This is a genomic window from Novosphingobium percolationis, from assembly GCF_020179425.1.
Lineage (GTDB): Bacteria > Pseudomonadota > Alphaproteobacteria > Sphingomonadales > Sphingomonadaceae > Novosphingobium > Novosphingobium percolationis.
Genome location: NZ_JAILYM010000007.1, coordinates 65,625 through 90,304 on the forward strand (window position 1 = coordinate 65,625; position 24,680 = coordinate 90,304).

Sequence of the window (24,680 nt, forward strand, 5' to 3'; positions counted from 1 at the left end):
ATTTACAGTGACCGCGCGGTTAACCAACGAAGGCCCCGCGATTCCCCGTCTGGCACGATGGTTGCGACGGGATCGGGACTAGAAGAGGACTCCCCCATGCTGGGCAAGATTGCGCGTCTGTTCCTGATCAAGAGCCGGTTCGAGGCCTTCGCGATCATCTACGCGCTGGCCCTGGGCGCGGTGGAACGGGGCAGCGTCTATCTTACGCAATATCCAGGTTTTGGCGGTCGACTGCTGTTCCTCGCCTGCACTGGCGCGGTGTTCATGGCGGGCGCCAAGATCCTCGACGCGCTGCGCTACGAACAGGCTGACAAGGACCGCGCGCGGGCGCTTGTTGGCGGGGACACCTGAGATATAGGGAAAATAGGGCGATTCTGTTGCTGGGCTCGCCCCCAGCCCCCGGTTTCCGATTCTGTTACCCGGTTCGGTCCGAACCGTGCTCTAGCTTTGTAAGATCAGGCCGTTAAGCCGTCGGATTACGCCGCGAGAGCAAGTGCTTCGTTGTCGTTGGCACTTGTGAGTTTTGAGCCTTGAACGGGTTACTCAGCCCGGATGAAAACAACGCTTTTCAACACACGTCGATCCTAGTTCGGCCCCATCAACACCCTTGCGACAACAAGGCCCGGCCTGTCTCAGCCGGTGGTGATGGTGGAGCCGCCGGGTACCGCCCCCGGGTCCGCTGTGCCTATTGCACGCCGCAATTTATCATCATAGCCGGTCGAAACCGGCACGTCCCATATAGGGGGCCTGATCCAAATGAAAAGGGGCGGTATTGCGCCGCCCCTGTATACGTCCGTTTTTGTCGCAGAAGCGGTCAGCCACGCGCCTTCAGCGCATCGCGGATCTCGGTCAGCAGTTCGACTTCGCTGGGGCCGACGGGCGCAGCGGGCGCTTCTTCCTTCGGCCTCTCGACCAGGCGGTTGGCGGCCTTGACGATCAGGAAGATGATGAACGCAACGATCACGAAGTTGACGGCTTGCGTGATAAAGTCGCCATAGCCGATCATCGGCACGCCCGCCGCCTTCAGCTCGGCATAGCTGGTGGCGTCACCCTTGAACGTCGCCGGGATCGGGCCGAGGCGGACGAAGAAGCGGGTGAAATCCACCCCGCCGGTGATGAAACCGACCAGCGGCATGATCACGCTTTCGGTCAGCGAGGTGACGATCTTGCCGAACGCACCGCCGATAATCACGCCGACGGCGAGGTCGAGTACGTTGCCGCGCGCGATGAAGGTCTTGAATTCGTGCATCATCCCCATGACCCGTTGCTCCCCTCTGGTCATCATCCTTAGCACCTCCTTGCTTGCCACTCGCGGGGCAACGCGACAAGGTGGATCAGGTTGCAGATCGGACCCTTGCCGATGAACGCGATGTGACGATTCATGGCTGGCCTTGAACCGCCCCTGCCCTTCGCTACATTGCCGCTTCGATGGTCGGCCCACGCCGACGCCCGAGAGGACATATCAAAGCCATGGTTGCTTCCTTCCTGTCGCGCCTTACCCGCTTCGCGTTTGTCGCCGCCGCTGCGGCGGGCCTGTCCGCCTGCGGCGTCAATTCGATCCCCACGTCGGAAGAAAACGCCAAGGCCAAGTGGGCCGACGTGCAGAACCAGTACCAGCGCCGCGCGGACCTGATCCCGAACCTCGTCGCGACGGTGAAGGGCTATGCCAAGCAGGAGCAGGACACGCTGACCAAGGTGACCGAGGCGCGCGCCAAGGCGACTAGCGTGCAGATTTCCGCCGCCGACGTCACCGACCCGGCCAAGATGGCGCAGTATCAGGCGGCGCAGGGCCAGCTTTCGGCGGGGCTTGGCCGCCTGCTCGCGTCGGTCGAGGCGTATCCCGACCTCAAGTCGAACCAGAACTTCCTTGCGCTGCAGAGCCAGCTTGAAGGCACCGAGAACCGCATCGCGGTGGCACGGCGCGACTACAACCAGGCCGTGCAGGACTACAATACCACGATCCGCACCTTCCCCGCGATCATCGGCGCCAAGGTGATCTACGGCGCCAAGCCGATGATCCCGTTCGAAGCGACGACGCCGGGCGCTGACACCGCGCCTGCGGTCAGCTTCGACGGCCCGGCGGCTCCGGCTGCAGCGCCCGCCAACGACAACGCGGCGGCAGCGGCGAGCAAGGCGGCGGGGCAGTAAGGGGCGCGCCCGGAGCGCCCCGGCGATGCTCAAGCGCCTTGTCCTCATCGTGATGGCGGCGCTGGCCTGCATGGCTGGCCCCGCTTTTGCGCAGACGTTCCCCAAGCTGACCGGCCGCGTGGTCGATGAAGCGCACCTGCTCAAGCCCGAACAGGTCGCCGCGCTCGATGCCAAGCTCGCCGGGCTGGAGCAGCAATCGCAGCGCCAGCTGGTGGTGGTCACGCTGCCCAGCCTCGAAGGCTACGAGATCGAGGACTATGGCTACCGGCTGGGCCGCGCCTGGGGGATTGGCGACAAGGGGCGCAACGACGGCGCACTGCTGATCGTCGCGCCGAACGAGCGCAAGGTGAGGATCGAGGTCGGCTATGGCCTTGAAGGCATCCTGACCGACGCGCTGTCGAGCGTGATCATCAGCCGCGAGATCGTGCCGCGCTTCAAGGCTGGCGACTATGCCGGGGGCATCGATGCGGCGACCGACCAGCTGATCGCGCAACTGAAACTGCCCGACGACGAGGCCCGCAAGGTGGCGCAAGCAGCAGGCAGCCAGCAGAAGAAGGCGAGCGAGCCGAAGTTCGATTTCGGCACGGTGGTCTTCCTGTTCGTGTTCTTCTTTTTCTTCGTCCTGCCATTCCTGCGCGCGATGCGCGGCGGCGGGCGACGCTATGGCCGCAGCCCCGGCGTGATGATCTTCCCCACCGGCGGCTGGGGCGGCGGATCGGATTGGGGCAGTGGTGGCGGCAGCAGCTGGGGGGGTGGCGGCGGCTTTTCGGGCGGCGGCGGCAGCTTCGGCGGCGGCGGATCGTCGGGGGACTGGTGACATGGCGCTGACCGAACAGGCCCTGACCGACCGTGACCGCGCGCGCGTTGCCGCTGCCGTCACGCAGGCGGAGCTGGCCAGCGCGGGTGAGATCGTCACCATCGTCACCCCGCGCTCCGACATCTATCGCGACGTGGCGCTGGGATGGAGCGCGTTCGTTGCGCTGCTGGCGCTGGCCGCGCTCGAACTGGCGCCCGATTTCTATATCGCGCTGGTCGATCGGGTGCTGGGGCTGTGGGCGAGCGACTGGACGCCGCGCGCCGTGCTGGGGCTTGCGCTGACGGTGGCAACGCTCAAGTTCCTCGGCATGTTGCTGCTCATGGCGTGGTTTCCGTTGCGGCTGTGGCTCACGCCCAAGCCGGTCAAGGCGGCGCGGGTCCACGCCCGCGCGCTCACCTGCTTCCGCGTCGGCGCGCAGAGCCGCACCACCGGGCGCACCGGCATCCTGATCTACCTGTCGCTTGCCGAACACCGCGCCGAGATCATCGCCGACGAGGCGATCGCCGCCAAGGTCGCGCCCGAAGTGTGGGGCGATGCCATGCACGCCATGCTGGATCACTTGCGCGAGGGCCGCGTGGCCGACGGCATGATTGCCGGCGTCGAGCAGGTGGGCGCGGTGCTTGCCGCACACTTCCCGCGCGCGGGCGACGACACCAACGAACTTCCGGACCGATTGATCGAAGTATGAGCCTTGAAGAAGAATTCACCAGCCAGCCCGAAGAGATTCGCTGGGAGGGCCGGTTCATCGCCGCCAAGACGCGCGGGCGCTGGGAATACGTCAGCCGCACGCGCAATATCCGTGCGGCGGTGATCCTCGCCATCGAGGCAGGCCACGTCATCCTGGTCGAACAGTTCCGCGTGCCGCTGGGCAAGCCTTCGATCGAGATGCCCGCCGGGCTGATCGGCGACGTGGAAGGCAGCGAGGACGAGGATGCTGTCATCGCCGCCGCGCGCGAGTTGGAGGAGGAGACCGGATATCGCGCAGGGCGCATGGAATCGTTGGGCGAGTTCCATTCTTCGCCGGGCATGGTCACCGAAAGCTTCACGATGTTCCGCGCGCACGATCTGGTGAAGGTCGGCGAAGGTGGCGGCACCGAAGGCGAAGGCATCACCGTTCACCGCGTGCCGTTGGCGGGGTTGGACGACTTCCTCGCCGATAAGCGCGCGGCCGGATACGGCATTGACGTGCGGATGCTGATGCTGCTGGGAGCACGCATTCCCGAACTACGATAAGAACGAACGGAGAGGAACAACATGGCAGGCAGGGTTGAGGGCAAGAAGGCGCTGGTGACCGGCGCGGCGCAAGGGCTTGGCGCGGCGCACGCCTGGACGCTGGCGCGCGAGGGTGCGCGCGTTCTGCTGACCGACATCAACGGCGAAGGCGCTGCCACGCAGGCCGCCGCGATCAACGCCGAGCTGGGCGAAGGCACCGCATTTGCCATGCAGCACGACGTGACCAGCCCCGAGGACTGGGATGCGGCCATCGCCATGGCGCAGGACAAGCTCGGCGGGCTGTCGGTGCTGGTCAACAATGCGGGCGTGGGCGTGCGCGGCAACATCGAGACTGCGACGCTGGAAGACTGGCGGCGCGGCTTTGCCATCAACGTCGATTCGGTGTTCCTCGGCTGCCAGAAGGCGCTGCCGGTGATGAAGGAGAACCAGCCCGGCTCGATCGTCAACATCAGCTCGATCGCGGGCCTGATCGCGTCGGACACCATGCCCGGATACAACGCCAGCAAGGCGGCGGTGTGGATGCTGAGCAAGTCGGTCGCGCTCTATTGCGCCAAGCGCGGCTGGGACATCCGCTGCAACTCGGTCCACCCGACGTTCGTCGACACGCCGATCCTCGATGGCATCGCCACCAACGCCAATCTCGACAAGGACGTGGTGATGGGCAAGCTGGCGCGCCAGATCCCGCTGGGCCGCGTGGGCGCTCCGCAGGACATCGCCAACGGCGTGCTCTACCTTGCCAGCGACGAGAGCCGTTTCATGACCGGCGCGGAGCTGAAACTCGACGGCGGCATTTCGGCGATGTGACGCCGCGCCTTGGCGGGGGTTGGCCAACCCCCGCCGCTGCCCTATGAGCGCCCCCGCAAGACGGGAACCCATACTTCATGCCTGCGCCCCTGATCCTGACCTTTTCCTGCGACGACCGCCCCGGCATCGTCGCCAAGGTGACCGGCTGCCTGTTCCAGGCGGGCGCCAACATCCTCGAGGCGCAGCAGTTCGACGATGTCGAATCCGGCCGCTTCTTCATGCGCGTGGTCTTTGCCGCCGAGGCGGGGCTGGAAGCGATGCACGGGGCGATCGCGCCGATGGCAGCGAGCCTGGGTATGGACTGGTCCTTGCGCGATACATCGGTGAAGCGCCGCGTCGTGCTGATGGTCAGCAAGTTCGACCATTGCCTGGGCGACCTGCTCTATCGCGCACGCATCGGCGAATTGCCGATGCAGATCGTCGCGATCATCGGCAACCACCCGCTCGAAGCGCTGAATGTCTCGCTGTTCGGCGACCTGCCGTATCACCACCTGCCGATCACCAAGGACACCAAGCCGCAACAGGAAGCCGAAGTGAAGCGCATCGTCGATGAGACGGGTGCCGAACTGGTGGTGCTGGCGCGCTACATGCAGATCCTGTCGGACGATCTGGCGCGCTTCCTGTCGGGGCGCTGCATCAACATCCACCATTCGTTCCTGCCCAGCTTCAAGGGCGCCAAGCCCTATCACCAGGCGCACGCGCGCGGGGTGAAGATGATCGGCGCCACGGCGCACTACGTGACGGCGGACCTCGACGAAGGGCCGATCATCCATCAGGATGTCGAAACCGTCAGCCATGCCGACACGCCCGAGGATCTGGTGCGCAAGGGGCGAGACATCGAACGCCGCGTGCTGGCCGAGGCGGTGCGCCTGCATCTTGACGACCGCGCGCTGATCAACGGCAGCAAGACGGTGGTGTTCAAGAGCTGAATGCTATTCGGAGACGGCCTCGCGCCGTCCCGGACGGGCGGCAAAGCCGTGCATCCCCATCCACCACTGGAAGGCGATGATCGCGCCCTTGGCCGGGCGCAGCAGGCCGATCAGCAGCACCAGCGCCATCAGCCCCACCGCCCCCATCATCGCAGCCAGCGACATGTCCGTGTTCAGCCCCAGCGCGATGATGATCGGGGCCATGACGTGCCCGGTGATCAGAATTGCGAGATAGGCCGGAAAATCGTCAGCCGCGTGCAGCGTCCAGTCCTGCCCGCACAGGCGGCAGCGCTCGACCGGCTTGACGAAGCCGTCGAACAGATGCGTACCCCCGCAACGCGGGCACTGGCCCTGCAGCCCCCGTCCCAGCGCCGCGCCGAGCGTGCGTGGCAGCGACGAGGCGGGCAACGGCAGGGCGGTTTCGGGCATGGGGGGCCTACTTCTTGTCGGCGAAGGGGTTCTTGGGGCTGCGCAGCGTCAGCCGGATCGGCACCGCATCGAAACCCAGTTCGCGGCGGATGCCGTTGATGAGGTAGCGGCGATAGCTTTCAGGCAGCTGATCAAGCCGCGTACCGAACAGCACGAAGCCCGGCGGGCGAGTCTTGGCCTGCGTGATGTAGCGCAGCTTGATACGGCGACCTCCGGGGGCAGGCGGTGGATTGGCGGCGAGCGCATCGTCGAACCAGCGGTTGAGCGCAGCGGTCGGCACGCGCTTGGACCACGCGGCCCTGATCTCGAACGCGGCCTTGAGGAGATCGTCGAGGCCTTTGCCGGTGCGGCCCGAGATCGCCAGCAGCGGCACCCCGCGCACTTGCGCAAGGCCATCCTCAAGCGCGGCACGGATGCCCTGGAACAGTCCCGAGGGGTCTTCGGCGATGTCCCACTTGTTGATCGCGATCATCAGCGCGCGACCTTCTTCAAGCACCATCGAGGCGATCTTGAGATCCTGGTGTTCGAGCCCGCGCGTCGCATCGAGCACCAGCACGACCACTTCGGCGAAATCGATGGCATGGCGCGCATCGGCGACCGACATCTTCTCCAGCTTGTCGACCACTTGCGCCTTCTTGCGCATGCCCGCCGTGTCGATCAGCCGGACCGGGCGATAGGCCTCGCGCTCGGGATCGAACCACTGCCAGTCGATCGCGATCGAATCGCGGGTAATGCCCGCTTCCGGCCCGGTCAGCAGGCGGTCCTCGCCGAGCAGCTTGTTGATCAGCGTCGACTTGCCGGCGTTCGGGCGACCGACGATGGCGAGCTTGAGCACCGATTCGGGGTCGAACTCCTCCTCGCCCTCACCGGCATCGGCTGCGATGTCGTCGTCCTCGTCGTCCTGCTTGGCCTCGATCAGCGGGCGCAGCGCTTCGAACAGGTCGGCCAGACCCTGGCCGTGTTCGGCGGAGAACGCGACCGGTTCGCCAAAGCCCAGCGCAAAGGCCTCGTAGAACCCCGGATCGCCCGAGCGCCCCTCGGCCTTGTTGGCCATCAGCACGATCGGCACCGTGCTCTGGCGCAGATAACGGGCAATTTCCTCGTCGAGCGGGGTCACCCCGGCGCGCGCGTCGATCACGAACAGCGCGACGTCGGCGCCGACCAGCGACGCTTCGGTCTGCTGGCGCATGCGGCCAGGCAGGGTGGTGGGGTCGAGATCTTCCCAGCCCGCCGTATCGACAATGGTGAAATCCAGCCCGAGCAGCGTGGCATCGCCGAAGCGCCGGTCGCGGGTGACTCCGGGCTGGTCGTCGACGAGCGCGAGCTTCTTGCCCACCAGACGGTTGAAGATGGTGGACTTGCCGACGTTCGGGCGACCGATGATGATGACCTGGGGACGCATGGCCTTCCCGTGGCCCTTATGCGCGCCGAACGCAAGCGCGCGCGGACTTTCCCGAGCATTGCAGGATTTTGTTAACCATTTAAGCTATAGCCTCTGCAACCATCCACGGGGCAGGACTTGGGCCATGCGGGGTTGGAAAGAGGCGACATTGCTGCTGGCGGCAACGCTGGGCGCAGGGATCGGGCCGGGCGCGATGGCCCGCTCGCTCGATATTTCGGTTTCCGATGCCGATGCGGGAATCACCGACGGCGCGGACGCCTATCTGCAATGCGTGCCCTACGCCCGGCAGGTTTCCGGAATCGCGCTCTACGGCGATGCGTGGACTTGGTGGGACCAGGCCGAGGGCCAGTACGTGCGCGGCACGCGTCCCAAGGTCGGCGCGGTGATGAGCTTTGCGCCGCATGGCGCCATGCGCCTCGGCCATGTCGCGGCGGTGGCCCGCGTGATCGATCGCCGCACCGTGCTGCTGCGCCACGCCAACTGGTCGCCGATCGACGGGCGGCGCGGCCAGATCGAGGACAACGTCCGCGCGATCGACGTCTCGCCCGGCAACGACTGGAGCGAAGTGCGCGTGTGGTACGCGCCGCTGGGCGATCTGGGCACCACGCACTGGCCGGTCAACGGCTTCATCTACAACGAGCGCGTCAGGACCACGGACAAGCCGGTGGTGCTGGCCTCGGCCTCGCTGCCCGCCGCGCTGGACCGCGCGCCCTACCGCTCGCAGATCGGTTCGGACTTCCTGGCGGGGATCGTCACCGATGCGTCCGCGCGGGCGAGGCCGAAGCCGGTGCGCCAGATGCTGGCCTATGCCGCGCCGACAGCGCCAACAAAAACGACCGCACCCAAGGGGGCGCGGTCGCTTTCCGACGATCCGATCGGGCGCATCATCGCCGCCCGGATGCGCTGAACTTTCAGAGCCCCCTGATCACAGAGTCGTGAAGATTGCGCCGAAGTCCTTGCCGCCGTTGCCCGCTTCCACGAAGGCTTCGTAGATCGCCTTGGCGTGTTCGCCCATCGGCACGGTCGCACCGGCGGTGGCCGCGCCTTCCATGGCGAGCTTGAGATCCTTCAGCATCAGCGCCGAAGCGAAGCCACCCGCATAGCCGTTGTCGGCGGGGCTCGCCGCGCCGATGCCGGGGGCAGGCGTGTAGTCGTTGAGCGACCAGCAATAGCCCGTCGACTTCGACGAGATCTCGTAGAACTTCTGCGGATCGAGCCCGGCCTTTTCGGCCAGCGCCAGCGCTTCGCAGGTGCCGATCATGTGGATCGCCAGCAGCATGTTGTTGCACATCTTGGCAACCTGGCCCGCGCCCACCTCGCCCGCGTGGATCACGGCCTTGGCCATCGGCTCCAGCACGGTCTTGGCCTTCTCGAACGTGGCGTCCGTAGCGCCGACCATGAACGTCAGCGTGCCGCCGTTGGCCGCGGCGATGCCGCCCGAAACCGGCGCGTCGGCCATTTCATACCCGGCATCAACAGCCAGTGCCGCCACTTCGCGCGCGGTGGCAAGGTCGATGGTCGAGCAATCGAGGAACAGCGCGCCCTTGGGCGCCTTGCCGATCACGTCGGCGGTGTAGACGGCCTTCACGATGCCGCCATTGGGCAGCATGGTCACAACCGCATCGACGCCGGAAACGGCCTCGGGCACGGTGGTGAAGGTGGCGCAGCCGTTTTCGGCTGCCTTGGCGAGCGCGTCCGCCGACAGGTCGAAGGCGTGGACTTCATGGCCTGCCTTGACGAGATTCGCGGCCATGCCGCCGCCCATGTTGCCAAGGCCGATGAATGCGATCTTCATGGGGAACTCCCTTCCCGCTGGCGGGAGGGCCGGGGCTGGGCCGTCTCCCGAAATGATGGGTGGGAACCTGCCCACCCCTGGCCCCTCCCGCATGCGGGAGGGGGACTGGTCGGTGCCTTACCGGCCCTTGAAGACGCCGGGGCGCTTCTCGATGAAGGCCTTCATCCCTTCGGCCTTGTCCTCGCTGGCGGTGAGGATCTGGAACGCGCGGCGCTCGAACAGCAGGCCCTGGTCGAGCGTGGTCTCAAACGCGGCGTTGACCATTTCCTTGTTCACCTTGGCGGCCATCGGCGGCATGGCGGCAATCACGGCGGCAGTCTTGAGCGCATCGTCCAGCAGATCGGCGAGCGGCACGACGCGGGTGACGAGGCCCGAACGCTCGGCCTCGGCGGCATCCATCATGCGGCCGGTCAGGCACATGTCCATCGCCTTGGCCTTGCCCACGGCCTTGGTCAGGCGCTGCGAGCCGCCCATGCCCGGAGCAACGCCCAGCTTGATCTCGGGCTGGCCGAACTTGGCGTTTTCAGACGCGATGATGAAGTCGGCCATCATCGCCAGCTCGCAACCGCCGCCCAGCGCAAAGCCGTTGACCGCCGCGATCCACGGCTTGCGCGTGGTCTTGACGAGGTGGCTGGTCCACTTCGAGAAGAAGTCCTCGTTGTAGAAGTCGGCCGCAGGCTTGTCGGCCATTTCCTTGATGTCGGCGCCCGCCGCGAAGGCCTTTTCGCCCGCGCCGGTCAGAACCGCGCAACCCTGCGAGGCATCAGCCTCGAACGCGGCGAAGGCGTCGATCAGTTCGCCCAGCACCTGCGAATTGAGCGCATTGAGCGAAGCCGGACGGTTGAGCGTGATGAGGGTGACGGCACCCTTCTGTTCGACGAGGATCGTCTCGTAGGTCATAGCGGTTTCCATTCCTCGGTAGCGCCCAGCGGCGCGAAGATGCTGTCGATCAGTTCGTCGGTCACGCCTTCGGGGGTGGCCGGGTCCCACTTGGGCGCGTTGTCCTTGTCCACGATCACCGCGCGCACGCCCTCGGCAAAGTCGGGGCGGGTCAGGACGCGGCTGGCGATGCGGTATTCCATCACCATGTTCGCAGCAAAGTCGGCGCACTTCAGGCTGTCGGCCAGCTGGCGCAGCGCGACCTTGCAGGTCTGCGGGCTCTTCGTGGCAAGGCTGGCCAGCGTCGCAGCAGCGAAGTCGCTGCCATCGGCCTCCAGCGCGGCGAGGATGTCCTCATAGCGGTCGGAGGCGAACAGGCGCTCGATTTCGTCGGCGTGCGCCGCGATCTTGGCGGCGGGCGGCACTGCCGACAGTTCGCGCAGGATGGTCGGGATCGCAGCCGGATCGGCGGCGATGCGCGCCTTGGCCTCGGCCACGTTCTCGGCCGGCAGATAGTGCGTGGCAAGGCCTGCCCACACGCATTCCGCACCATCGAGCCGCGCGCCGGTCAGCGCAAGGTACTGCCCCAGTCGGCCCTTGAGCCGCGAGAGATACCAGCCGCCGCCCACGTCGGGAAACAGGCCGATGCCGGTTTCGGGCATCGCAAGCCGCGTCGCCTCGGTCGCCACGCGATACTGCGCGGGGCCGGAAATGCCGACACCGCCGCCCATGGTGATCCCGTCCATGAACGCGACCACGGGCTTGACGTAGCTCTGGATCAGGTGGTTGAGCTGGTATTCGTCATGGAAGAACTTGCGGCCCGAAACGCCGCCGTCGTTCAACGCCGAATTGCGCAGGAAGGCGATGTCGCCCCCGGCGCAGAAGCCGCGGCCCTCGCTGTGGTCGATCAGTATGGCCTGAACCGCATCGTCACCCTGCCAGCCCTGCATCGCGGCGACCATGGCGTGGACCATGTCGAGGTTCAGCGCATGGATCGCCTTGGGACGGTTGAGCGAAAGCACGCCCACCGCGCCCTCGTGCCTTACCAGAAGATCATCTGTCACTTGAGCAGGTCCCTTCCCACGATCATGCGCATGACCTCGTTGGTGCCTTCGAGGATGCGGTGGACGCGCAGGTCGCGCCAGAAGCGTTCGATCGGATAGTCGCGCAGGTAGCCATAGCCGCCGAACATCTGCAGCGCCTGGTCGACGATCTGCGAGCCGTTGTCGGTGGCGAGCTTCTTGGCCATGGCCGAAAAACGCGTCTTGTCGGGCGCGCCCTGCGTCACCTTGGCGGCGGCGAGATAGAGCAGCGCGCGGGCCGCTTCGAGATCGGTCGCCATGTCGGCCAGCTGGAACTGGGTGTTCTGGAATTCAGCGATCGACTTGCCGAACTGCTTGCGATCCTTGACGTATTGGACCGCTTCATCGAGGCAGCGCTGCGCACCGCCCAGCGAGCAGGCGCCGATGTTGAGGCGCCCGCCATCGAGGCCTGCCATCGCGAACTTGAAGCCATCGCCTTCGGCGCCGACGCGGTTGGCCACGGGCACGCGCACGTTGTCGAAGATCACTTGCGCGGTCGGCGAGGCATTCCAGCCGAGCTTCCGTTCCGGCGCGCCGAAACTGACGCCGTCCATGTCCTTGTCGATGACGAGGCACGAAATGCCGCGCGCGCTGTCATCGCCGGTGCGGACCATCGTGACGTAGATATCGTTGACGCCGCCGCCAGAGATGAACTGCTTGGTGCCGTTGACGACGTAGTGGTCGCCGTCCAGCCGCGCCGTGGTCTTGAGCGCCGCCGCGTCCGAACCCGAGCCGGGTTCGGTCAGGCAGTAGCTGGCGATCTTGTCCATGGTCACGAGCTGCGGGAGATAGCGGCCCTTGATCTCGTCCCCGCCAAAGCAGTCGATCATCCACGACGCCATGTTGTGGATCGAGATGAACGCGCTCGTCGCCGGGCAGCCATAGGCCATGGCTTCCATAATCAGCGCGGCTTCCAGACGGCCAAGGCCGATGCCGCCCGATTCCTCGCTGACATAGATCGCGGCGAAGCCCAGCTCGGCCGCGGCCTTGATCGTTTCGCGCGGGAAGGTGTGGTCTTCGTCCCACTGCGCGGCGAACGGGGTGATCGCATCGGCGGTGAAACGGCGCGCCATGTCCTGGATGGCGATCTGGTCTTCGGTCAGCGCGAACTGATCGGTCATAAGTCCTTCCCCTTGGCGGCTTAACCGCCCGCTTGAATTGCCGCTTTCGCGCCTATGCCTGCGCCTTGCGACTGTCCAGCCTCACCCTTGGGTGATGACGGATATCCAGCAATATCGTGCAAAAGGGCCGGGCGCTTGCACGCCCGGCCGTTTCTTGCATCAGCCCATGGTCGGGATGACGAAGGCGTTGCCGCCGTCGGGCGAACCGTCGGGCCAGCGCTGGGTCACGGTCTTCACCTTGGTCCAGAACTTGACGCCTTCCATGCCGTGCTGGTTGGTGTCGCCGAAGGCAGACCGCTTCCAGCCGCCGAAGGTGTGGTATGCGACCGGCACCGGGATCGGCACGTTGATGCCGACCATGCCGACATTGACGCGCGCTGCGAATTCCCGCGCGGCATGGCCGTTGCGCGTAAAGATGGCGACGCCGTTGCCGTACTGGTGCTTGCTCGGCAGCTCGAGCGCTTCCTCGAAGTTCTTGGCACGGACGATCTGGAGGACCGGGCCGAAGATCTCGTTATGGTAGCTGTCCATGTCGGCGGTGACGTGGTCGATCAGCGTCGGGCCGACGAAGTAGCCGTTCTCGTGGCCCTGCAGCGTGAAGCCACGACCATCGATCACCAGCTCGCCGCCTTCATCGACGCACTTCGAGATCCACGCTTCGACCTTTTCCTTGTGCGCCTGGGTCACGACCGGACCGTAGTGCGCTTCGGGATCGGTCGACACGCCGACGCGCAGGGCATTGATCGCGGGGATCAGCTTGGCCTTGAGCTTTTCGGCGGTTTCCTCGCCCACGGGAACGACGACGGGGAGCGCCATGCAACGTTCGCCAGCCGAACCGAAAGCCGCGCCGCACAGGTCGTTGACGACCTGGTCGAGATCGGCGTCGGGCATGACGATGCCGTGGTTCTTGGCGCCGCCCATGGCCTGCACGCGCTTACCGGCGGCCACGCCACGGTTGTAGACGTAGTGCGCGATGTCGGACGAGCCGACGAAGCTGATCGCGCCGATCGCCGGGTGGTCGAGGATCGCGTCGACCATTTCCTTGTCGCCGTGGACGACCTGGCAGATGCCTTCGGGAAGGCCGGCTTCGATGAACAGCTCGGCAAGGCGCACCGGAACCGAAGGATCGCGCTCCGACGGCTTGATGATGAAGGCGTTGCCGGTGGCGATGGCGATGGCGCTCATCCACAGCGGGATCATGCCGGGGAAGTTGAACGGGGTGATGCCCGCGCCGATGCCGATCGGCTGGCGCGTCGAGTAGACGTCGATGCCGGGGCCCGCGCCGTGGGTATATTCGCCCTTCATCACGTGCGGCAGGCCGCAGGCGAACTCGACGACTTCGAGCCCGCGCTGGATATCGCCCTTCGAATCGGCGATGACCTTGCCGTGTTCGGCCGACAGCGTGCGCGCCAGCTCGTCCATGTTGGCTTCGACCAGTTCCTTGAAGCGGAACATCACGCGGGCGCGGCGCTGCGGGTTGGTCGCGGCCCAGGCGGGCTGCGCCTTAAGCGCGGCCTGCACGGCGCGTTCGAGCGTTTCGGCGGTGCCGAGCGCGACCTGCGCCTGCACGCCGCCATTGTTGGGATCGAAAACGTCACCCTTGCGGGCGGGCTCGCCGCCGGAACCGCCGACGATGAAATGGTCGATGAGGCGCATGGAAATCCTCTCCTGTGCTGATGCCGGCGCTTCCTGCACCCCGACGCGGTTGCAAGCAACGCAGTAAAATGCGAGGTTCACCTGCAATTATGCAGGTCCCCGATTGGAACGACTTTCAGGCCTTCCTGGCCGTGGCCCGTCACGGGCAGCTGGCGCGCGCCGCCGCCGCGATGGGCGTGGATGCCACCACCATCGGCCGCCGCCTGCGCCGGCTGGAGGCGCGCGCGGGCGCCACGCTGTTCGAACAGACGCGCGAGGGCCAGGTGCTGACCGAAGCGGGCGAGGCCATGCTCGCCGAAGTCGAGGCGATGGAGCAGGCCGCCAGCCGCATCGCCGAACACGCCGCGACCGGCGGGGGCCCGGCGGGTCTGCTGCGCGTCAGCCTGTCCGAAGGCTTCGCCAGCTGGATCGTCGCGCCCGCGCTGCCCGCCTTCATCGACGCCAACCCGCGCCTGATGGTCGATCTGGTGGCGAACTCGGGATTCCTCAGCCCATCGAAGCGCGAGGCCGACCTTGCCGTCACTCTGTCGCGCCCGCGCGCAGGTCCGGTGATCGCGGGCAAGCTGTCGGACTACACGCTTCGGCTTTACGCCACGCGCGGCTATCTCGCGCGGCGCGGGATGCCCGAACGGCCAGCGGATCTCGCGCAAGGGCATCGCCTTGTCGGCTATATCCCCGACCTGCTCTATGCGCCCGAGCTGCGCTATCTGGCGGAAATCGAGCCGGACCTGTCGGCCACGGTGCGCTCAAGCTCGATCAATGCCCAGCACCGCCTGATCGCGGCGGGCGCGGGGATCGGCGTGCTGCCGTGCTTCATCGGCGATGCGGACAAGTGGCTGGTCCCGGTCCTGCCCGAAAGCCGAATCACCCGCAGCTTCTGGCTGGTGACACACAAGGACACGCACAACCTCGCCCGCGTGCGCGCCTTCAAGGACTGGCTGACCGCGCTCGCCGCGCGCGAAAGGGGACGGCTGCTGCCGCATTAGAAATTCTCCCCGCCATCGTCGAAGGCGCAAGCGGGGAGGACAGAGAGTCCGTCAGGCCTTGGCGACCGGCGCGTCTTCGCCCAGATCTTCGTACCAGGCTTCGACCGGGCCGCTCAGCTTGAGCGTCAGCGGGTTGCCCTTGCGATCCATGGTCTTGCCCGCCTGCACGCGCACCCAGCCTTCGGAAATGCAGTATTCCTCGACATTGTTGCGGACCACGCCCTTGAAGCGGATGCCGATGCCGCGGCTCAGCTTGTCCGCATCGAAGAACGGGCTGCGCGGATTGATGGCGAGGTGATCGGGCGGCACATCGGCGCCAGAGGCCGGAGCTGCGGGCGGAGTGGTGGTTTCGTCGGTCATGGGAAGCGGCAAATATCTTGCCCACCCCACTTGTCAATCGAAGCGAGCCGGGATAGAGGCGCGCCCCTGCCCCGCAAACACGGCGGGAGCGGGCGCGTAGCTCAGCGGTAGAGCACACCCTTCACACGGGTGGGGTCACAGGTTCAATCCCTGTCGCGCCCACCATTTCCTCCCCTCCTTGACCTCGATCAAGGCAGGCCTCGCGGAAATGGCGATGGGGCGTCTCCAGCAAGGAGACATACCCGATGGACCGCAACGTGGTCGGTTACGACAAGCTCATCCGCATCATCCTCGGTGTCGCGCTGGTTGCGCTCGCCCTGCTCGTTCCGGGCGCGAAGTGGGCGTGGCTGGGGCTGGTGCCGCTCGCCAGCGCAGCATTCGGCTATTGCCCGCTCTACCAGTTGTTGCGGATCGACTATCGCCTGCATTCATGATGGCACCGCCCCGCGCTTGCATCGACGCAAGCGCGGCGGCATAGCCCCGGCCCATGCATGATATCCGCCTGATCCGGGACAATCCGGAAGCCTTCGACGCCCAACTCGCCCGACGCGGGGTTGCCCCGCAATCGGCGGTGATCCTGTCGCTCGACGCGCAGCGTCGCGAGGTGGCGACGCGGATGCAGGAATCGCAGGCCCGCCGTAACGAGGCGAGCAAGGCCATCGGCGCGGCCATGGGCAAGGGCGACAAGGACACCGCCGAAGCGCTCAAGGCCGAAGTCGCCGCGCTGAAAGCGGAGCTGCCCGCGCTCGAGGAAGACGAGCGCCGCCTTACCGCCGAACAGAACGCCGCGCTGGCGGCCTGGCCCAACCTGCCTGCCGCCGAAGTGCCCGAAGGCGAGGACGAGGACGGCAACGTCGAGGTCAGCCGCTGGGGCACCCCGCGCGACTTCGCCTTCCAGCCGGTCGAACACGCTGACCTCGGCCCCGCGCTCGGGCTCGATTTCGAAACCGGCGCGCTGATCTCGGGCGCGCGCTTCACCTTCCTCAAGGGCCAGATGGCGCGCCTGCACCGCGCGCTGGCGCAGTTCATGCTCGACCGCCAGACCGAGCAGAACGGCTATGTCGAATGCCTGCCGCCGCTGCTGGTCAAGGACGAGGCCGTGTTCGGCACGGGCCAGCTGCCCAAGTTCGCCGAAGACCTGTTCAAGACCACTGACGGGCGCTGGCTGATCCCCACCGCCGAAGTTTCGCTGACCAACGCGGTGCAGGGCCAGATCCTCAGCGAAGCAACGCTCCCCTTGCGCATGACCGCGCTGACCCCCTGCTTCCGCTCCGAAGCGGGTTCGGCGGGCCGCGATACGCGCGGCTTCATCCGCCAGCACCAGTTCGAAAAGGTCGAGCTGGTCTCGATCTGCAAGCCCGAAGATTCCGAGGCGGAGCACGAGCGCATGACGGCCTGCGCCGAAGGCGTGCTGCAGGCGCTCGACCTGCCCTATCGCAAGATGCTGCTCTGCGCCGGGGACATGGGCTTCACCGCGAAGAAGACCTACGACCTTGAAGTCTGGCTGCCGGGACAGGGCGCCTATCGCGAGATTTCGTCCTGTTCCAACTGCGGCGATTTCCAGGCGCGGCGCATGAACGCGCGCTATCGGCCGGAAGGCGCGAAAGGGACCGAGTTCGTCCACACGCTCAACGGCTCGGGCCTTGCCGTGGGCCGCACGCTCGTCGCGGTGCTGGAACACTACCAGCAGGAGGACGGCTCGGTCGACGTGCCGCAAGCCCTGCTGCCCTATACCGGCGGCCTCACCCGGCTGGTGCCGCAAGGCTGATGCGATACGCCGCCGCCATGCTCCTGCTGCTGGCGGCGGCGCTTCCCGCGTCCGCGGCACCGGGCGAAAAGCCGATCGTCGCGTGGACCTACACTGTCCGCCCCGGCGACACCTTCCAGACGATCGCGCGGCGCATGGGCGTGACGATGAAGGAACTCGCCGCTGCCAACGCGCTGTCCTACCCGTGGCCGGTGAAAGTCGGGCAGGTCCTCAAGCGCCCTGATCCGCCCGGCGCACCCGTCAGCGTGCCCGGAGCCACGCTCACGCAGGCCCCCGCGCCCGACACCGCGCCCAGGGCGCGGCCCAGCCCCCGCCCCACGCCGCGCCCGGCCCCGACGCCGCGCGCCATGCCTTCGCCCCGGCCCGTACCAGAGCCGCTGCCCGCGCACGCCCGCGAACCCGGTGCGCCGCGCCTTGCCTGGCCCACTTCGGGCGCGGTGGTCGGTCGCTTCGGCGTGATCGTGAAAGGCAAGGTCAATCGCGGCATGGACCTTGCCACGTTTGCCGGGATGACCGTCCATGCGGCAGCAGCAGGCAAGGTGATCTTTGCCGGCGAGGAGCCAGAACGCTTCGGACAACTGGTGGTGATCGACCACGGCAACGGCTGGGCCACCGCCTATGCCTATCTCGGCAAGCTTGCGGTCAGGGAGGGCCAGCAGGTGACCGCACGGCAGGTCATCGCGCGCATCGGCAGGAGCGGCGAGGCGAGTACCCCCACGCTCCACTTCGAAGTGCGCAAGGACAACCTGGCGCGCGATCCCTACGCTTACCTTCCCGTCAGGCTTTGAACGCGAAGAACACCAGCCCCATCGTCAGGTAGACCGCCAGCCAGCATCCGGCATCGAGCAGGGCGAGGCGCGTGCTGATGCGCTGGTGGGTATAGCTGATCCAGAGCGAGGGGATGATGAAGGCCCCGGCGAGACCACCCGACATCATGAAGTAGAGCCACGGCTTCACCGCCAGTGTCGCTGTGCCGACTCGCGCGAACATGTGGCCCATCATCGAGGCGGAAACGAGCAGCAGCAGCGCGGTGAGCGCCAGTGTGCGCCCTGGCGCGCGGCGCACGCCAAGGCCGCCCGGGCCTACTTCCTCCAGCCGCGCACGACCGAACAGCGGCCCGTACCAGACCGCCGAAACGACAAGGGCCGCCACCACGGCGGCGACCACGGCCAGCCAGTTCACAGGACCCATGCTTTCTTCTTCCTTGCCTTGGTCTTGCCCCGTGCCGCGATGCCTAACCCCATTGGCGAAGCTTGGCAAATCAGCTCCATGCCAGCTCGACGACGTGCCCTTTCGGAGCGGCGACCCACGCTTGTGCAAACGAATCGAGTGCCGCCACGATGGCCTTGTGCGTGTCCTCGGGCAGCGCGGGGCAAGGCACGAAGCTCGTCGCGCAGGCGACATCGGCCATCGCCAGCACATCCTCGCGCGTGCCCCCGCCGCCCCACAGCAGCGCTTCATAGCATTCGACCAGCCGTTCGGCCTGCAACAGTTCCACGATGGTCGGCTCGGGCTGCTGCGCCCGCGCCGCGCTGGCGTGCCCCGCCGCCTTCGCCAGCTCGACCAGCTCTGCGGGATGATGCCCCGCCGCGACCAGCCCCCAGAATCCGCGCGAAAGGCCCAAGGCCTGTTCCACGAACAGGTGGACCGCATCGTGCGGCACCGGCCCCTTGTGCGCCAGCCGCGTCTCGATCCGCGAGCCATCCGCACGGCGCACGCCGATGTGATCCTCGACCGATCCCTTGGCGATGGTGATGCGCATCATGCGCGTTGCATAGCGGTTGGTGACGAACCGGCCAAATCCCGCTATGGGCCGCCGCCATAATGGCATCCCAAAACACTCCTGTCGCGATTCCCGATCAGCCCAAGGTGGGCATGGTCAGCCTCGGCTGCCCCAAGGCGCTGGTCGATTCCGAACGCATCCTCACCCGCCTGCGCGCCGATGGCTATGCCATGAGCGCGGACTATGCCGGCGCCGACGTGGTGCTGGTCAACACCTGCGGCTTCCTCGATTCGGCCAAGGAGGAAAGCCTTGCCGCGATCGGCGAGGCCATCGCCGAAAACGGCCGGGTGATCGTCACCGGCTGCATGGGCAACGAAGCCGAGGTGATCCGCGCGAAGTTCCCGCAGGTCCTCGCCGTCACCGGCGCGCACCAGTATGAAGACGTGGTCGAAGCGGTGCATGAAGCCGCCCCGCCCAGCATGGGGCCGTACATAGACCTGATCCCGCAGGCCGAGCCGGGCGATGTGAAGCTCACCCCGCGCCACTACAGCTACCTGAAGATTTCAGAGGGCTGCAACCACGCCTGCGCCTTCTGCATCATCCCGTCCTTGCGCGGAAAGCTCGCCAGCCGGCGCATCGATGCGGTGCTGCGCGAAGCCGAAAAGCTGGTTGCGGCGGGCACGCGCGAACTGCTGGTGATCAGCCAGGACACATCGGCCTATGGCGTCGACGTGCGCCATGAGGAACGCATGTGGAAGGGCGAGCCGGTCCGCACCCACATGACCGACCTCGCCCGCGAACTCGGCAAATTGCGCACCCCCGACGGCGAAACGCCCTGGGTGCGCCTGCACTATGTCTATCCCTACCCCCACGTCGACGCGGTGATCCCGCTGATGGCGGAAGGGCTGGTGACGCCCTATCTCGACATCCCGTTCCAGCACGCCAGCCCGAACGTGCTGCGCGCCATGAAGCGCCCCGCGAACGAGGCCAAGGTGCTCGAACGCATCAAGGCGTGGCGCGAACTGTGCCCGGACCTTGCCATCCGCTCCAGCTTCGTCGTCGGCTTCCCCGGCGAGACCGAGGCCGATTTCCAGTACCTGCTCGACTGGCTCGATGAAGCGCAGCTCGACCGCGTCGGCGCGTTCCGCTTCGAGCCGGTCGAAGGCGCCGCCGCCAACGACCTGCCCGATCCCGTGCCCGAAGAGGTCAAGGAAGACCGCTACCGCCGGATCATGGAGAAGACCGAGGCGATCAGCGCCGCGCGCCTCGCCGCCAAGGTCGGCCGCACCATCCGCGTCATCATCGACGAAGTGGGCGAACCCGACGAGGACGGCGACATCGGCGCCACCGCGCGCAGCCAGGCCGACGCGCCCGAAATCGACGGCGCGGTCTATCTGCGCAACGTGCCCGCCACGCTGAAGGCAGGCGATTTCGCCGAGGTTCTGGTGGAAGAGGCCGACGCGCACGACCTGTTCGGCGTGATCGCCTGACCGTGGGTGCGGTCCTGCTGGAGCGTCTGGACAGCGGTGCCATCGCCGTCCTGCGCTTCGACAACCCGCCCCATGGCTTCCTCGACGGCGCGATGACCGCCGCGCTCGATGCGCACCTCACCGCGCTGGCGAGCGACCAGCCCTTGCGCGCGCTGATCCTGACCGGCGCGCAGGACGGCGTACTGATACGCCATTTCGATCTGGCCGAACTGGCGGGCGCGGCCGACGCCATCGCGGCCAGCCCCGCCGACGCGGGCGCAACGTGGCAGGATTCGATCTTCCACCGCATCACCCGCGCGCTCGAAACGCTGGACGTGCCGGTGATCGCGGCGATCAACGGCGATTGCATGGGCGTGGGCTACGAACTCGCGCTCGCCTGCGACATCCGCCTCGCCCGTCGCGGCGCCTTCACCATCGGCCTGCCCGAACTGCACATCGCCATGTTCCCCGGCGGCGGCGGCACGGTGCGCCTCGCCCGCCTGCTGGGCCCGGCGCGCGCGCTCGAACTGATCGGCACCGCGCGCGTGGTCGATCCCGAAGAGGCCGCCCGGCTCGGCATGGTCAACGCCGCGCTGGACGATCCGCTGGAAGCCGCGCTCGCCATGGCCCGCAAGTTCGCCTCGCTCTCGCCAAGCGCCCTCGCCGATGCCAAGCGCCTGATCCACGCCAGCACCGACCTGCCGCTCGAAGAGGCGCTCACCCTCGAACAGCGCATGGTCAACGCCCGCCTCGGCAGCGACGAAGTGCGCGGCGTTCTGCACCGCTATGTGCAGAGCGGTACGGATCTGCGCCAGCCGCTGGACTGAGCGCTACCCCTTCCGAAACGGCGTCCGCTCCACCAGAAAGCTCTGGTCCTGCGCCACGCCCGCCCGCTCACGCTCCAGAAAGTCTGCCACGGCGCGGCGGAAACCCTTGTCGGAGATCCAGTGGGCTGACCATGTCTGCACCGGGGCATAGCCGCGCGCCAGCTTATGCTGGCCCTGCGCGCCCGCTTCCACGCGATCCAGCCCTAGCGCGATGGCCGCGTCGATCGCCTGATAATAGCACAGCTCGAAGTGCAGGAACGGCTTGTCGATCACCGCGCCCCAGTACCGCCCGTACAGCGCCTGCGCGCCGATGAAGTTCAGCGCGCCTGCCACGGGTGCGCCGTCGATGAAGGCCAGCACCAGCAGCACCTTGTCCGCCATGCGCGCGCCGATCAGGTCGAACGCCGCGCGCGTCAGATAGGGGGTGCCCCATTTGCGCGCGCCGGTCTCCTGATAGAACACCCAGAACGCATCCCAGTGTTCGGGCCGGATATCGGCCCCGGTCAGCACGCGGATCTCCACCCCGTCCTGCGCGCGGGCGCGCTCCTTGCGCAGGTTCTTGCGCTTGTCCGACGACAGCGCGCCAAGGAATTCGTCGAAGCTGGCATAGCCGCGATTGTCCCAGTGGAACTGGATGTCGCTGCGCAGCAGCCACCCGGCCTCCTCGAACAGCCGCACCTGTTCGGGCGCGATGAAGGTGGCGTGCGCGCTCGACAGTTCGTTCTGCACGCACAGCTGTTCGGCCACCTTCAGCAGCGGCACGGCCAGATCGGGCCGCGTGCCGGTCAGCAGGCGCGGCCCCGTGGCGGGGGTGAAGGGCACGCTGATCTGCAGCTTGGGGTAGTAGCTGCCCCCGGCGCGGTGCCAGGCATCGGCCCAGCTATGGTCGAACACATATTCGCCCTGGCTGTGGCTCTTGAGGTACGCTGGCAGTGCGGCAGCGGGTTCGCCCGCCTCGTCCTCGATCACCACCGGCAGCGGCGACCAGCCGGTCCCCTCGCCCACGCTGCCCGATTCCTCCAGCAGCGAAAGGAAAGTGTGGCTTGTGAAAGGATTGCCGCCACCCGCCAGCGCATCCCACTGTGCGACGTCGATCTCGCCAACGCTCTGGTGGATGCGGGCGGTGACGCTCACGCGGCCGCTCCGCTCCCGGCGACCCCGGCCCCTTCCGCGATCGGCGCGTCGGCATGAATCGCCGCCCGCTCTGCCAGATCGGGCGAGCGCACCGTCCAGGTCAGCAACGGCAGGCCCCGGCGACGCTGCGATGCGGCAAAGCGGCTTGGCAGGTCGCGCACGTCATAGGCGAGGAAATCGGGTTCGGCGTGCCACAGCGCCAGATGGCGGCGCACGCGCGCCAGCAGCGTGGTGCGCCCTTCCTCGGTCATGACGAGGCCGTGGACGATGTGTGGCGAATGGCGCTGAAACCAGTGCGACACGCGCGGGTCGAAGCTCATCACCGCCACCGGGCCGCGATAGCCTTCGAGCAGGCGGCGCACCGCGAGGCACAGCGGCACGACGTGCATCTCCCGCTTCGACTTCAGTTCGATGAGCAGCGGCACGCGACCGTTCACAAGATCAAGCAGGTCTCGCAAGGCCGGGATGCGCTCGCCCTCGGCCCCCAGCAGGGCGAGGTCCTGCAACTGCGCGGCCTTGCGGTCGATCACCGGCCCGCTTGCCGCCGTCAGGCGATCGAGGTCCCAATCGTGGAAGACCACGGCCATGCCGTCGCTGGTACGCTGCACATCGCATTCGATGCCAAGCCCGCGCTCCATGGCCAGCCGGAACGCCGCCAGCGAATTTTCAGGCACGCCAACCCCGTGCAGCCCGCGATGGGCATAGGCTTCCACCTGCCCCAGCCAGCCGACCCGCTCCGGTTTGGGAGCGGGTGCGAACCAGCGATCAAACAGCGCGAACAGCAAAGACAGCATCGACTTCCACCGCCGCACCCAGCGGCAGCACCGGCACGCCCACCGCGCTGCGCGCGTGGCGGCCCGCATCGCCGAAGGCCGCGACCATCAGTTCGGACGCGCCGTTGGCGACCTTGGGCTGGTCGGTGAAGGTGCCCGTCGAGCTGATGAACGCCCCCAGCTTGACCACGCGCTCCACCCGGTCGAGCGAGCCGAGCGCGGCCTTGACCTGCGCCAGCAGCATCAGGCCGCAAGCCTGTGCGGCGGCGGCGCCCTGTTCCAGACTGACATCCTCGCCCAGCCGCCCGGTGACGAGCTTGCCGTCGATGAACGGCAATTGCCCCGAAACGTGCAGCAGTCCATTCGCCTCCACCGTGGGCACATAGGCCGCGACCGGCGCGGCGGCCTGCGGCAGCACGTGGCCCAGTTCGGCAAGGCGAGCGGTGATCGAATCAGTCATCGTTGTCTCCGGTAACGCGTTCCATGATCCACGGCAGCGCCGTGGCCCAGTCGTCGATGCGGGCATGGGCATGGCCCGCCTTGTGCGCGCAATCGATATGGGCTGCGATCATCGGTTCGCCGCACAAGTGCAGGCGATGCACATGCGGCAGCATCTCCGCCACCGAGCCGTGGTGTTGCGGCAGATCGTCGATGAACAGCGCCTTCGAAGGATTGTACTCTTCGAGAATCGCCTTGAGCGCCGGGCCCTTCGGCCCCTGGTTGGTGAACACCCGCGCATCGATGCCCACGTTGCGCAGCTGTTCGGCGCGGGTGTCGCGGCGGTGATCGCCAAGATTGGTCAGGATCACCACGTCGGCATGCTGGCTGAGCGCGTTGATTCCCTCGACCGCGCCCGCGATCGCCTGCTGGCGGTGCATTTCGGTGTCGAAGAACAAGTTGAGCAGGCGCCAGATTTCGGCCGGCTCCACAAGCTCACCATTGGCACGGTATCGCATCGACTTGCCGAAGTCGTTGGAATTCATCACGAAATCGATGTCGTGCTTTTCGGCAAGGAAGTCGCGATACGGCGCGACCATGTGCAGCAGCACTTCGTCGCAATCGCTGATGATCAGCGGACGGCTCATGTCAGGTTCTCCCGTGCGGCGACCAGATGTTCAGGCGCTATGTCGAGTGCCTGCGCCGCCGCGACAAGGTCCGCCTCGTGATTGCAGAGAAATTCGAGGCAAGCGCCCAGCACGCCCGGATCGGACAAGCCGCCCCGCAGCGTCTCGGGCGTCATGCCGGTCAGCGCGAGCAGGCGGTCGGCGCGCTGGCTGTCGGACAGCACCCAGCCGAGCGCCTGAAGCGCCAGCGCCACCGGATCGGGCAATTCGGTCCGCTCTCG

Annotated in this window: 30 protein-coding genes, 1 tRNA gene and 1 other RNA gene; 15 read left to right on the forward strand and 17 right to left on the reverse strand. The window is 66.9% G+C overall.

All coding sequences use genetic code 11. The annotated features are described in order from the left end of the window. Window positions 1-96: 96 nt before the first annotated feature. Window positions 97-351 carry a hypothetical protein gene (locus tag K3A84_RS16835; protein WP_225010567.1) on the forward strand — a complete coding sequence of 85 codons (255 nt, stop codon included), beginning with the start codon at window positions 97-99 and terminating at the stop codon, window positions 349-351. 50 nt (window positions 352-401) lie between these two features. On the opposite strand, the gene ssrA is transcribed toward K3A84_RS16835, so the two are convergent. Further along, window positions 402-767: a transfer-messenger RNA gene (gene ssrA, locus K3A84_RS16840) on the reverse strand. A 47-nt stretch (window positions 768-814) separates the two neighbouring features. Continuing rightward, complete coding sequence (mscL, locus tag K3A84_RS16845) at window positions 815-1,258, reverse strand: large conductance mechanosensitive channel protein MscL (protein ID WP_318248328.1); 444 nt, start codon at window positions 1,256-1,258, stop codon at window positions 815-817. 212 nt (window positions 1,259-1,470) lie between these two features. On the opposite strand from mscL, the gene K3A84_RS16850 reads away from it, so the two are divergent. The 6 genes from K3A84_RS16850 to purU all read left to right on the forward strand — a co-directional run bounded on the left by K3A84_RS16850 (window position 1,471) and on the right by purU (window position 5,931). Further along, window positions 1,471-2,148 carry a LemA family protein gene (locus K3A84_RS16850; RefSeq protein ID WP_225010568.1) on the forward strand — a complete coding sequence of 226 codons (678 nt, stop codon included), beginning with the start codon at window positions 1,471-1,473 and terminating at the stop codon, window positions 2,146-2,148. A gap of 25 nt (window positions 2,149-2,173) precedes the next feature. Continuing rightward, window positions 2,174-2,965 (forward strand): TPM domain-containing protein, encoded by a 792-nt coding sequence (locus K3A84_RS16855; protein ID WP_225010569.1) that lies wholly within the window; start codon window positions 2,174-2,176, stop codon window positions 2,963-2,965. Window position 2,966: 1 nt separating this feature from the next. Then, window positions 2,967-3,653 carry a TPM domain-containing protein gene (locus K3A84_RS16860; RefSeq protein ID WP_225010571.1) on the forward strand — a complete coding sequence of 229 codons (687 nt, stop codon included), beginning with the start codon at window positions 2,967-2,969 and terminating at the stop codon, window positions 3,651-3,653. After that, window positions 3,650-4,198: an NUDIX hydrolase gene (locus K3A84_RS16865; RefSeq protein ID WP_225010572.1), complete on the forward strand. Its 549-nt coding sequence runs from the start codon at window positions 3,650-3,652 to the stop codon at window positions 4,196-4,198. Before K3A84_RS16860 ends, K3A84_RS16865 begins: the two co-directional genes overlap by 4 nt. 21 nt (window positions 4,199-4,219) lie before the next feature. Continuing rightward, complete coding sequence (locus tag K3A84_RS16870) at window positions 4,220-5,002, forward strand: SDR family oxidoreductase (protein WP_225010573.1); 783 nt, start codon at window positions 4,220-4,222, stop codon at window positions 5,000-5,002. Between the two features lie 77 nt (window positions 5,003-5,079). Then, on the forward strand, window positions 5,080-5,931 hold the full coding sequence (purU, locus tag K3A84_RS16875) for a formyltetrahydrofolate deformylase (RefSeq protein ID WP_225010574.1): 852 nt from the start codon (window positions 5,080-5,082) through the stop codon (window positions 5,929-5,931). A 3-nt stretch (window positions 5,932-5,934) separates the two neighbouring features. On the opposite strand, the gene K3A84_RS16880 is transcribed toward purU, so the two are convergent. Next, window positions 5,935-6,360, reverse strand: coding sequence for a DUF983 domain-containing protein (locus K3A84_RS16880; protein ID WP_225010575.1), 426 nt, complete (start codon window positions 6,358-6,360; stop codon window positions 5,935-5,937). A 7-nt stretch (window positions 6,361-6,367) separates the two neighbouring features. Continuing rightward, the gene (gene der / locus K3A84_RS16885) at window positions 6,368-7,762 is read right to left on the reverse strand and encodes a ribosome biogenesis GTPase Der (protein ID WP_225010576.1); all 1,395 of its coding nucleotides are present in this window, start codon (window positions 7,760-7,762) and stop codon (window positions 6,368-6,370) included. Window positions 7,763-7,886: 124 nt separating this feature from the next. On the opposite strand from der, the gene K3A84_RS16890 reads away from it, so the two are divergent. Further along, on the forward strand, window positions 7,887-8,669 hold the full coding sequence (locus K3A84_RS16890; RefSeq protein WP_404823176.1) for a CHAP domain-containing protein: 783 nt from the start codon (window positions 7,887-7,889) through the stop codon (window positions 8,667-8,669). Between the two features lie 18 nt (window positions 8,670-8,687). Here the strand turns inward: K3A84_RS16890 and mmsB are convergent, their stop codons facing one another. The 5 genes from mmsB to K3A84_RS16915 form a co-directional block, all read right to left on the reverse strand. Then, window positions 8,688-9,557: a 3-hydroxyisobutyrate dehydrogenase gene (mmsB, locus tag K3A84_RS16895; RefSeq protein WP_225010577.1), complete on the reverse strand. Its 870-nt coding sequence runs from the start codon at window positions 9,555-9,557 to the stop codon at window positions 8,688-8,690. 117 nt (window positions 9,558-9,674) lie between these two features. Beyond that, window positions 9,675-10,457: an enoyl-CoA hydratase-related protein gene (locus K3A84_RS16900; RefSeq protein WP_225010579.1), complete on the reverse strand. Its 783-nt coding sequence runs from the start codon at window positions 10,455-10,457 to the stop codon at window positions 9,675-9,677. Then, the gene (locus K3A84_RS16905; RefSeq protein ID WP_225010580.1) at window positions 10,454-11,500 is read right to left on the reverse strand and encodes an enoyl-CoA hydratase/isomerase family protein; all 1,047 of its coding nucleotides are present in this window, start codon (window positions 11,498-11,500) and stop codon (window positions 10,454-10,456) included. Before K3A84_RS16905 ends, K3A84_RS16900 begins: the two co-directional genes overlap by 4 nt. Continuing rightward, window positions 11,497-12,639, reverse strand: coding sequence for an acyl-CoA dehydrogenase family protein (locus tag K3A84_RS16910; protein ID WP_225010582.1), 1,143 nt, complete (start codon window positions 12,637-12,639; stop codon window positions 11,497-11,499). Before K3A84_RS16910 ends, K3A84_RS16905 begins: the two co-directional genes overlap by 4 nt. Before the next feature lie 159 nt (window positions 12,640-12,798). Continuing rightward, complete coding sequence (locus K3A84_RS16915; RefSeq protein WP_225010584.1) at window positions 12,799-14,295, reverse strand: CoA-acylating methylmalonate-semialdehyde dehydrogenase; 1,497 nt, start codon at window positions 14,293-14,295, stop codon at window positions 12,799-12,801. 89 nt (window positions 14,296-14,384) lie between these two features. On the opposite strand from K3A84_RS16915, the gene K3A84_RS16920 reads away from it, so the two are divergent. Continuing rightward, window positions 14,385-15,281 (forward strand): LysR family transcriptional regulator, encoded by an 897-nt coding sequence (locus K3A84_RS16920; RefSeq protein WP_225010586.1) that lies wholly within the window; start codon window positions 14,385-14,387, stop codon window positions 15,279-15,281. Between the two features lie 51 nt (window positions 15,282-15,332). Here the strand turns inward: K3A84_RS16920 and K3A84_RS16925 are convergent, their stop codons facing one another. After that, window positions 15,333-15,641 (reverse strand): DUF3297 family protein, encoded by a 309-nt coding sequence (locus K3A84_RS16925; RefSeq protein ID WP_225010587.1) that lies wholly within the window; start codon window positions 15,639-15,641, stop codon window positions 15,333-15,335. A 90-nt stretch (window positions 15,642-15,731) separates the two neighbouring features. On the opposite strand from K3A84_RS16925, the gene K3A84_RS16930 reads away from it, so the two are divergent. From K3A84_RS16930 to K3A84_RS20455, 4 genes are all read left to right on the forward strand, one after another. Next, window positions 15,732-15,806 (forward strand) — tRNA-Val (locus tag K3A84_RS16930). 80 nt (window positions 15,807-15,886) lie between these two features. Then, window positions 15,887-16,075 (forward strand): YgaP family membrane protein, encoded by a 189-nt coding sequence (locus tag K3A84_RS16935; RefSeq protein WP_225010589.1) that lies wholly within the window; start codon window positions 15,887-15,889, stop codon window positions 16,073-16,075. Window positions 16,076-16,128: 53 nt separating this feature from the next. Next, the gene (gene serS, locus K3A84_RS16940; RefSeq protein WP_225010591.1) at window positions 16,129-17,409 is read left to right on the forward strand and encodes a serine--tRNA ligase; all 1,281 of its coding nucleotides are present in this window, start codon (window positions 16,129-16,131) and stop codon (window positions 17,407-17,409) included. Further along, entirely contained in the window at window positions 17,409-18,197 is a 789-nt protein-coding gene (locus K3A84_RS20455) for a M23 family metallopeptidase (RefSeq protein WP_263626374.1), read from the forward strand. The genes serS and K3A84_RS20455 overlap by 1 nt, the downstream gene beginning before the upstream one ends. Here K3A84_RS20455 and K3A84_RS16960 read toward each other — a convergent pair. Further along, window positions 18,187-18,600, reverse strand: coding sequence for a DUF1761 domain-containing protein (locus K3A84_RS16960; protein WP_225010592.1), 414 nt, complete (start codon window positions 18,598-18,600; stop codon window positions 18,187-18,189). The genes K3A84_RS20455 and K3A84_RS16960 overlap by 11 nt on opposite strands. 70 nt (window positions 18,601-18,670) lie before the next feature. Beyond that, window positions 18,671-19,174: a hypothetical protein gene (locus tag K3A84_RS16965; protein ID WP_225010593.1), complete on the reverse strand. Its 504-nt coding sequence runs from the start codon at window positions 19,172-19,174 to the stop codon at window positions 18,671-18,673. A gap of 59 nt (window positions 19,175-19,233) precedes the next feature. On the opposite strand from K3A84_RS16965, the gene rimO reads away from it, so the two are divergent. Then, window positions 19,234-20,622, forward strand: a complete 1,389-nt coding sequence (gene rimO, locus K3A84_RS16970) for a 30S ribosomal protein S12 methylthiotransferase RimO (protein WP_225010596.1) — start codon at window positions 19,234-19,236, stop codon at window positions 20,620-20,622. A gap of 2 nt (window positions 20,623-20,624) precedes the next feature. Continuing rightward, entirely contained in the window at window positions 20,625-21,428 is an 804-nt protein-coding gene (locus K3A84_RS16975) for an enoyl-CoA hydratase/isomerase family protein (protein WP_225010597.1), read from the forward strand. 3 nt (window positions 21,429-21,431) lie between these two features. On the opposite strand, the gene K3A84_RS16980 is transcribed toward K3A84_RS16975, so the two are convergent. From K3A84_RS16980 to K3A84_RS17000, 5 genes are read right to left on the reverse strand one after another with little or no spacing between them, the layout of a single operon-like run. After that, on the reverse strand, window positions 21,432-22,562 hold the full coding sequence (locus K3A84_RS16980; protein WP_225010599.1) for a GNAT family N-acetyltransferase: 1,131 nt from the start codon (window positions 22,560-22,562) through the stop codon (window positions 21,432-21,434). Further along, a complete protein-coding gene (locus tag K3A84_RS16985) occupies window positions 22,559-23,356 on the reverse strand; it encodes a glycerophosphodiester phosphodiesterase family protein (RefSeq protein ID WP_225010606.1) in 798 nt (265 codons plus the stop codon). Before K3A84_RS16985 ends, K3A84_RS16980 begins: the two co-directional genes overlap by 4 nt. Then, window positions 23,328-23,795 carry a RidA family protein gene (locus tag K3A84_RS16990; RefSeq protein WP_225010608.1) on the reverse strand — a complete coding sequence of 156 codons (468 nt, stop codon included), beginning with the start codon at window positions 23,793-23,795 and terminating at the stop codon, window positions 23,328-23,330. Before K3A84_RS16990 ends, K3A84_RS16985 begins: the two co-directional genes overlap by 29 nt. Beyond that, window positions 23,788-24,420 carry an HAD family hydrolase gene (locus K3A84_RS16995; protein WP_225010610.1) on the reverse strand — a complete coding sequence of 211 codons (633 nt, stop codon included), beginning with the start codon at window positions 24,418-24,420 and terminating at the stop codon, window positions 23,788-23,790. Before K3A84_RS16995 ends, K3A84_RS16990 begins: the two co-directional genes overlap by 8 nt. Next, window positions 24,417-24,665 (reverse strand): DUF3572 domain-containing protein, encoded by a 249-nt coding sequence (locus K3A84_RS17000; protein WP_318248324.1) that lies wholly within the window; start codon window positions 24,663-24,665, stop codon window positions 24,417-24,419. The genes K3A84_RS16995 and K3A84_RS17000 overlap by 4 nt, the downstream gene beginning before the upstream one ends. Between the last annotated feature and the right edge of the window lie 15 nt (window positions 24,666-24,680).

Bases quoted from the DNA above. Each gene is read 5' to 3' on its own strand.
- K3A84_RS16870 (WP_225010573.1), top strand. From the start codon at position 4,220: ATGGCAGGCAGGGTTGAGGGCAAGAAGGCGCTGGTGACCGGCGCGGCG.
- purU (WP_225010574.1), top strand. From the start codon at position 5,080: ATGCCTGCGCCCCTGATCCTGACCTTTTCCTGCGACGACCGCCCCGGC.
- mmsB (WP_225010577.1), bottom strand. From the start codon at position 9,557: ATGAAGATCGCATTCATCGGCCTTGGCAACATGGGCGGCGGCATGGCC.
- K3A84_RS16915 (WP_225010584.1), bottom strand. From the start codon at position 14,295: ATGCGCCTCATCGACCATTTCATCGTCGGCGGTTCCGGCGGCGAGCCC.
- rimO (WP_225010596.1), top strand. From the start codon at position 19,234: ATGGCATCCCAAAACACTCCTGTCGCGATTCCCGATCAGCCCAAGGTG.
- K3A84_RS16960 (WP_225010592.1), bottom strand. From the start codon at position 18,600: ATGGGTCCTGTGAACTGGCTGGCCGTGGTCGCCGCCGTGGTGGCGGCC.
- K3A84_RS16850 (WP_225010568.1), top strand. From the start codon at position 1,471: ATGGTTGCTTCCTTCCTGTCGCGCCTTACCCGCTTCGCGTTTGTCGCC.
- K3A84_RS16985 (WP_225010606.1), bottom strand. From the start codon at position 23,356: ATGCTGTCTTTGCTGTTCGCGCTGTTTGATCGCTGGTTCGCACCCGCT.
- K3A84_RS16995 (WP_225010610.1), bottom strand. From the start codon at position 24,420: ATGAGCCGTCCGCTGATCATCAGCGATTGCGACGAAGTGCTGCTGCAC.
- K3A84_RS16880 (WP_225010575.1), bottom strand. From the start codon at position 6,360: ATGCCCGAAACCGCCCTGCCGTTGCCCGCCTCGTCGCTGCCACGCACG.
- mscL (WP_318248328.1), bottom strand. From the start codon at position 1,258: ATGGGGATGATGCACGAATTCAAGACCTTCATCGCGCGCGGCAACGTA.
- K3A84_RS16935 (WP_225010589.1), top strand. From the start codon at position 15,887: ATGGACCGCAACGTGGTCGGTTACGACAAGCTCATCCGCATCATCCTC.
- K3A84_RS16855 (WP_225010569.1), top strand. From the start codon at position 2,174: ATGCTCAAGCGCCTTGTCCTCATCGTGATGGCGGCGCTGGCCTGCATG.
- K3A84_RS16965 (WP_225010593.1), bottom strand. From the start codon at position 19,174: ATGATGCGCATCACCATCGCCAAGGGATCGGTCGAGGATCACATCGGC.
- serS (WP_225010591.1), top strand. From the start codon at position 16,129: ATGCATGATATCCGCCTGATCCGGGACAATCCGGAAGCCTTCGACGCC.
- K3A84_RS16990 (WP_225010608.1), bottom strand. From the start codon at position 23,795: ATGACTGATTCGATCACCGCTCGCCTTGCCGAACTGGGCCACGTGCTG.
- K3A84_RS16865 (WP_225010572.1), top strand. From the start codon at position 3,650: ATGAGCCTTGAAGAAGAATTCACCAGCCAGCCCGAAGAGATTCGCTGG.
- K3A84_RS16835 (WP_225010567.1), top strand. From the start codon at position 97: ATGCTGGGCAAGATTGCGCGTCTGTTCCTGATCAAGAGCCGGTTCGAG.
- K3A84_RS16925 (WP_225010587.1), bottom strand. From the start codon at position 15,641: ATGACCGACGAAACCACCACTCCGCCCGCAGCTCCGGCCTCTGGCGCC.
- K3A84_RS16890 (WP_404823176.1), top strand. From the start codon at position 7,887: ATGCGGGGTTGGAAAGAGGCGACATTGCTGCTGGCGGCAACGCTGGGC.
- K3A84_RS20455 (WP_263626374.1), top strand. From the start codon at position 17,409: ATGCGATACGCCGCCGCCATGCTCCTGCTGCTGGCGGCGGCGCTTCCC.
- K3A84_RS16920 (WP_225010586.1), top strand. From the start codon at position 14,385: ATGCAGGTCCCCGATTGGAACGACTTTCAGGCCTTCCTGGCCGTGGCC.
- der (WP_225010576.1), bottom strand. From the start codon at position 7,762: ATGCGTCCCCAGGTCATCATCATCGGTCGCCCGAACGTCGGCAAGTCC.
- K3A84_RS16910 (WP_225010582.1), bottom strand. From the start codon at position 12,639: ATGACCGATCAGTTCGCGCTGACCGAAGACCAGATCGCCATCCAGGAC.
- K3A84_RS16900 (WP_225010579.1), bottom strand. From the start codon at position 10,457: ATGACCTACGAGACGATCCTCGTCGAACAGAAGGGTGCCGTCACCCTC.
- K3A84_RS16860 (WP_225010571.1), top strand. From the start codon at position 2,967: ATGGCGCTGACCGAACAGGCCCTGACCGACCGTGACCGCGCGCGCGTT.